The sequence below is a fragment of the Acidovorax facilis genome, from assembly GCF_023913775.1.
Taxonomy (GTDB): Bacteria; Pseudomonadota; Gammaproteobacteria; order Burkholderiales; family Burkholderiaceae_C; genus Acidovorax; species Acidovorax facilis.
Window position 1 is genome coordinate 1 of record NZ_JAMXAX010000141.1, and the last position, 6,170, is coordinate 6,170.

A 6,170-nucleotide genomic window follows, 5' to 3' on the forward strand; every position below is an offset into this window, starting at 1 on the left:
TCGACCTGCTGCTGCATGTGGCCTACGACCAGCCCCTGCTCACCCGCCGCGAGCGCGCCCGCCGCGTGCAAAAGCGCAACGTCTTCACCCAATACGGCCCCGTGGCGCGCAAGGTGCTCGAAGCCCTGCTCGACAAATACGCCGACGAAGGCATTGCCACCATCGAGGCCGACAACGTGTTCAGCGTTCAACCCTTCACCCACCTGGGCAGCCCCGCCGAGCTGGTGCGCAGCTTTGGCGGCCGCCCGCAGTACTTGAGCGCGCTGCAAACGCTGGAGCGCGAGCTGTACGCACCCCGCTGACTGCTGCCCGCCGAAATTCAGACAAACGCCAGCCACTCAAGAGCCGCGTTGGAACCCCCTATGACGAACAAAAAATGCATCGACCCTGCAGCGGCGCGGCACTTCATTGCCAACTACCAAAGCCTGCTCGAAGCTATCCCCATCACCAAGCCCAAGGCGAATGTGGTGACGCAACTGGCCGCGGCACGCGATGCCCTGTATGCCAACCCTGCGCTTTTGCAGCCAGCGCTGGCACACCTGCAGGGCCAGCAGGGCCGCTTCTGCGCCGACGACGTGCTGCAAGCCGTGCACACGCTGCGCGTTGACAACTGGATCTATGTCAACGACACCGCCACACACAGTCACTTTCTGGAGCCCCATGAGACGAATGCGGCTTATGCCATCAAAACGCTGAACACGCCGCTCAAAGAGCTGCTTGGCAGCAGCGGTGCCGTCATCTCCTGCGGTCTGCTGGTGTTTCAAGGGCAGGTCATCTGCGACGGGCTGGTGGGCTTCAGCGCCTGGCTGGGGCCAAACTACCGGACCAGCTTCAAAGAGCAACTCGCCGCCTGCCGTGCCCAGGGGGCGCTCTATCGTGACCGCCTGTTGCCCCGGATGCCACCCGAAACAGTGGCGCCATAACTCACAAAATAATAGCTGCTAGCGCTTATCCCATAAGCGCTAGAGCCCGTTTTTTCTCAAACTCTGCCACCCATGTCCAACCTCACCCCCGTCATCAAATCCATCCAGGACATCATGCGCCAGGACAGCGGCGTCGATGGCGACGCCCAGCGCATCAGCCAGCTCACCTGGCTGCTGTTCCTCAAGGTGTTTGATGCGCTCGAAGAAGAGCTGGAGCTGACGCGCGACCACTACCAAAGCCCCATCCCCGAAGCCATGCGCTGGCGCAACTGGGCGGCCGACCCCGAGGGCATCACCGGCGAGGCGCTGCTCGACTTTGTGGACAACCAGCTCTTTGCCACGCTCAAGAACCTGAGCGCAGACCCCGCCCGCAACCCGCGCGGCTACGTGGTGCGCGGCGTGTTTGAAGACGCCTACAACTACATGAAAAGCGGCCACCTGCTGCGCCAGGTGGTCAACAAACTGGGCGCCATCAACTTCAACCGCCAGGCCGAGCGCCACCAGTTCAACGACCTGTACGAAAAAATCCTCAAGGATTTGCAAAGCGCAGGCAACGCGGGCGAGTTCTACACCCCCCGCGCCGTCACCCAGTTCATGGTGGACATAGTCAGCCCGCAACTGGGCGAGGTGGTGCTCGACCCTGCCACCGGCACCGGCGGCTTCCTGGTGTGCGCCATCGAGCACCTGCGCAAGCAGGTCCACAACGCCGACCAAGAAGCCGTGCTGCAAAACAGCATTCGCGGCGTCGAGAAAAAGCAGATGCCGCACATGCTCTGCGTCACCAACCTGCTGCTGCACGGCATCGAGGTGCCCAGCAACATCCGGCACGACAACACCCTGGTGCGCCCCCTGCGCGACTACACCCAGGCCGACCGCGTGGACGTGGTGCTCACCAACCCGCCCTTTGGCGGCGTGGAAGAACCCGGCATCGAACAGGGCTACCCCGCCGACGTGCGCACCAAAGAAACCGCCGACCTCTTCCTGGTGCTCATCAAGCACATCCTCAAGGTCAACGGCCGCGCCGCCCTGGTGCTGCCCGACGGCACCCTGTTTGGCGAAGGCGTCAAAAGCCGCATCAAAGAGCAACTGCTCACCGAGTGCAACCTGCACACCATCGTGCGCCTGCCCAATGGCGTGTTCGCCCCCTACACCGGCATCAAGACCAACCTGCTGTTCTTTACCAAGGGCCAGCCCACGCAGCACGTCTGGTACTACGAGCACCCGTACCCGCCGGGCGTGAAGAACTACAACAAGACCAAGCCCATCCGCATCGAAGAATTCGACTTTGAGAAAGCCTGGTGGGGCACCGAGGCCGATGGCTTTGCCGCCCGCGTGGAAAACGAACGGGCGTGGAAGGTCAGCATCGACCAGATCAAGGCCGCCAACTGGAACCTCGACCAGAAGAACCCCCACGTCGGCGAACAAACCAGCCACGACCCCGAGGTGTTGCTGGCCGACTACGCCCGCCTGCAAACCGAGGCCCAGGCCCTGCGTGACGAGTTGAAAGGCATCCTCGCACAGTCTTTGGCAAAAACAGCCGCCAGCGCTTGATGGATAAGCGCTATTAGCTATGAAAAATGGAGCAAACTGCGCCGCGCCCAGGCCCCCGGTATGCGCCTGCCCCAGGCCACGGTTTGCAGCGTAGGGCACTGGACATTCCCCCGTTGGAGTGCACAATACGTTTTCCAATAGAAAACAATCGTTTTTATTTTGAAAACAAATTCTACGGTTGCTGAACTGCTGTTCCCCAACCAGTACCGCCGCAAAGTGCTGGCGTTGCTGCTGATGCAGCCCGACCAAAAAATGCACCTGCGCGAACTGGCCCGCCAGACGCAGGCCGCCCCCGGCACCCTGAAAAAAGAGCTGGACGCGCTGTGCCATGTGGGCCTGCTCACCAGCGAGCGCGTGGGCAACCAGGTGCAGTTCCAGGCCAACCAGGGCCACCCCATCTTTGCCGAACTGCAAGCCCTCATCCGCAAAACCACCGGCCTGGCCGATGTGCTGCGGCAGGCCCTGCAACCGCTGGGCGAGCAGGTAGCGCTGGCCTTTGTGTTTGGCTCCATGGCCAGCGGCAGCGCCCATGCGGGCAGCGATGTGGATCTGCTGGTGGTGGGCAGCGCCAGCTTTGCCCAGGTGGTGGAAGCCACCTATGCCGCCCAGGCCCCACTGGGGCGCGACATCAACCCCAAGGTGATGACCGCTGCCGAATGGGCCAGCAAACGCGCCGAAGCAAACCCCTTTGTGCAAGAGCTGCTAGCCAAGCCAAAAGTAATGCTGATCGGAGAACTGGATGCCTGAAGAAGAACTGAACAACCTGGCGCGCATCGGCCAGCTGGACAAAGTGCCGTTTTCCGCCGCCCTGCTGCAAAAAATGCTGGCCACCGCGCGCACCCGTCTGCAAGACTCGCAGCGCACCGACAACAGCACCGAGACACGCTTTGACTGCGCCTACACCGCCATCCGCGCCGTGGCCGATGCCGCCTTGCACGCCCAGGGCTGGCGCACCTCCACCAGCAAGCCCGGCCACCACCAAACCACCATAGGCTGCCTGGTGCACACCCTGGGCGTCAGCCCCTCCACCGTGCGCGTGCTCGACGCCCTGCGCAAACAGCGCAACCTGAGCGATTACGACGGCGAGTTGGTCACGGAGCAAGCCTTGCTCGAATGCCTGCAACAGGCCCAAGCCCTCAGCCTGCTGGCGCAGCAGAAGCTAGCCCCTTTGTTGAATAAAAACGCCTCTGGCGCTTGATGGATAAGCGCATGCTGCTATCAAATTTGGATTTACTGGCCACCGCCCCCGGCGGCGTGGCCCGTCTGCGCGAACTCATCCTGACCCTGGCCGTGCAAGGCAAGCTGGTGCCGCAAGACCCGGCGGATGAACCGGCGAGTGTGCTGCTGCAGAAGATCCGGGCGGAGAAGGATCGGCTGATTGCCGAGGGCCAAATCAAGCGCGACAAGCCGCTGGGGGAGATTGCGGAGGAGGAAAAGCCGTTTGGGTTGCCGGTGGGGTGGGAATGGGTGCGGCTTGGAGCGGTGGTAAATGCCAGTGAAGCTGGCTGGAGTCCCACTTGTATTGGCTCTCCTCGTCGCCCCGGCCATTGGGGCGTTTTGAAGGTCAGCGCAGTATCTTGGGGAAGGTTTGACCCGACAGCCAACAAGGAGCTGCCCTCGGAGCTGGCGCCCAAGCCTGAATATGAAGTTAAGGACGACGACTTCCTTCTGTCTCGGGCGAACACTGCTGAACTCGTTGCGCGCTCGGTGTTGGTCGGAGTGGCGGAACCTCAGCTCATGTTGAGCGACAAGATCATTCGGTTGGCGGTTTCCAGCCAAATGAATCGTGCCTTTCTCAACATGGTGAACAACGCAAGCTACTCGCGTGAGCACTACGCGGCGAATGCGTCGGGGACCAGCAGCTCGATGAAAAACGTATCGCGTGAGGTGGTGTTGGCGTTGCCTGTCCCGCTCCCACCCCTCGCCGAACAATCCCGTATCGCAACCCGCGTCGAAGAACTCATGCGCCTGTGCGATGCGCTGGACGCCAAGGGCCAGCTGGAGGCCGCGCAACACGCCCAACTGGTCAGCACCCTGCTGGGCACGCTCACCGCCAGCACCACGCCCGAGGAACTGGCCGACAACTGGCAGCGCGTGGCCCAGCACTTCGACCTGCTGCTCGACCGCCCCGAAGCCATCGACGCCCTGGAGCAAACCCTGCTGCAACTGGCCGTGCGCGGCCTGCTGGTGCCGCAAGACCCCCAGGACGAACCCGCCAGCGCTCTGCTGCAACGCATCCGCGCCGAAAAAGACCGCCTCATCGCCACCGGCCAGATCAAACGCGACAAACCCCTGCCCCCCATCACCGACGAGGAAAAACCGTTTGAGTTGCCTGTGGGGTGGGGGTGGGCACGTCTGGGTGAAATCGTGCTGATTTCCAGTGGCGTGACAATGGGCCGTAAGACTGCAATACCTATGCCTGTTTCATTGCCATATTTGCGCGTGGCGAACGTGCAGCGCTGGCACCTGAATCTGTCGTCGATGAAAGAGGTCGTCATAGACCAGAGCGAGTTATCTCGATTTCAGCTCCTCAACGGCGATCTGCTCATAACCGAGGGGGGTGACTGGGACAAAGTCGGGCGCACGGCCACCTGGCGTGATGAGCTGCCAACCTGCTTGCACCAAAACCATGTGTTCAAGGCTCGAGGGATCTCTACAGCCTGGAATCCGGTGTGGGCCGAGTTGTATTTAAATTCGGCTGTCGCTCGTGCCTACTTCGCGTCATCTGCGAAGCAAACGACAAATCTGGCTTCCATCAACATGACGCAGCTGAAGGATTGCGCCTTTCCTGTGCCTCCCTTGGTTGAACAATCCCGCATCGTCACCCGCATCACCGCCCTGCGCCGCCTGTGCGCCGACCTGCGCCAGCGCCTGGCCGAGCGCGAGGCAGTGCAGGCCCGTCTGGCCGAGGGGCTGGTGGCTTCTGTGGCGTGATGGCCCTAATGCCCCTCTAAAATTACCACCATGGTAAAAATAGTCGTCGTTTCAGAGTACAGTCTGAATCCTCCCGAGGACGGGCAGGGGCGCGTCAAGATCGCCAGCGGGCCCTTGTACGAGTTGACCCGGGTTCAGAAGCTTGCGGCGGCCGGTGGGCTGAATACCTGGACAGACCGTTGCGACAAGGCGGTGTACGACTTGTTTGCGGGGGATCTGGAGGCTGTAGCCGGTCTGCTGGGGCATTTGCGCCCAGGCGACTACCGGGATTCCGAGTGGTGCACCAATGGCCGCAATGCGCTGGCGGCGTGCGATGCCTACGCCCTGCGCCGCGTGGAATGGGTGGCCTCCGTGGACAAAGAGATGGGCGTTGAATATTTTGTGAAGTTTGCAGTGGGCAAGGCGGGGCAACTGGTGTTGCTGGTGTCTTGTCACCTGTCTTGAAGGAGAGCCGTCATGGAAAACCAGGCGCTGTGCGCCATTTGCGGCGAAGGTCACGTTACTGCGCAAACACGCGCAGTAGAGACGGAATACAAGGGCACCAGAGCGTTGCTGCCTATGCACTACCAGCTGTGCGATACCTGCACGTCAGATTACGTTGGCATGGCGGAGTCCAAGCTGAACAAGCGCATCGTGATGGCGTTTCGCAAGCAGGTCGATGGCTTGCTGACGGGCGATGAAATTGCTGCACTGCGCAAGCAATACAAGCTCAAACAGGCCCAGGCAGCCCAGCTGTTTGGCGGCGGGCCCGTGGCGTTCAGC

General features: G+C 61.8%; 8 protein-coding genes. All 8 read left to right on the plus strand.

Annotation, left to right across the window (positions count from 1 at the left end; translation table 11 throughout):
* The coding region (locus NFX52_RS25575; protein ID WP_289781629.1) for a type I restriction-modification enzyme R subunit C-terminal domain-containing protein at window positions 1-302 on the plus strand (302 nt) is incomplete at its 5' end.
* A gap of 60 nt (window positions 303-362) precedes the next feature.
* Window positions 363-923, plus strand: coding sequence for a hypothetical protein (locus NFX52_RS25580; RefSeq protein WP_055394150.1), 561 nt, complete (start codon window positions 363-365; stop codon window positions 921-923).
* Window positions 924-995: 72 nt separating this feature from the next.
* Complete coding sequence (locus NFX52_RS25585) at window positions 996-2,474, plus strand: type I restriction-modification system subunit M (protein WP_055394148.1); 1,479 nt, start codon at window positions 996-998, stop codon at window positions 2,472-2,474.
* A 159-nt stretch (window positions 2,475-2,633) separates the two neighbouring features.
* Window positions 2,634-3,221 (plus strand): nucleotidyltransferase domain-containing protein, encoded by a 588-nt coding sequence (locus tag NFX52_RS25590; protein WP_055394146.1) that lies wholly within the window; start codon window positions 2,634-2,636, stop codon window positions 3,219-3,221.
* A complete protein-coding gene (locus tag NFX52_RS25595) occupies window positions 3,214-3,672 on the plus strand; it encodes a hypothetical protein (RefSeq protein WP_055394145.1) in 459 nt (152 codons plus the stop codon). The genes NFX52_RS25590 and NFX52_RS25595 overlap by 8 nt, the downstream gene beginning before the upstream one ends.
* Window positions 3,673-3,683: 11 nt before the next feature.
* Complete coding sequence (locus tag NFX52_RS25600) at window positions 3,684-5,408, plus strand: restriction endonuclease subunit S (RefSeq protein ID WP_162239738.1); 1,725 nt, start codon at window positions 3,684-3,686, stop codon at window positions 5,406-5,408.
* A 30-nt stretch (window positions 5,409-5,438) separates the two neighbouring features.
* Window positions 5,439-5,852 (plus strand): hypothetical protein, encoded by a 414-nt coding sequence (locus NFX52_RS25605; protein WP_156358579.1) that lies wholly within the window; start codon window positions 5,439-5,441, stop codon window positions 5,850-5,852.
* A 12-nt stretch (window positions 5,853-5,864) separates the two neighbouring features.
* The coding region (locus NFX52_RS25610) for a type II TA system antitoxin MqsA family protein (protein WP_252635872.1) at window positions 5,865-6,170 on the plus strand (306 nt) is incomplete at its 3' end.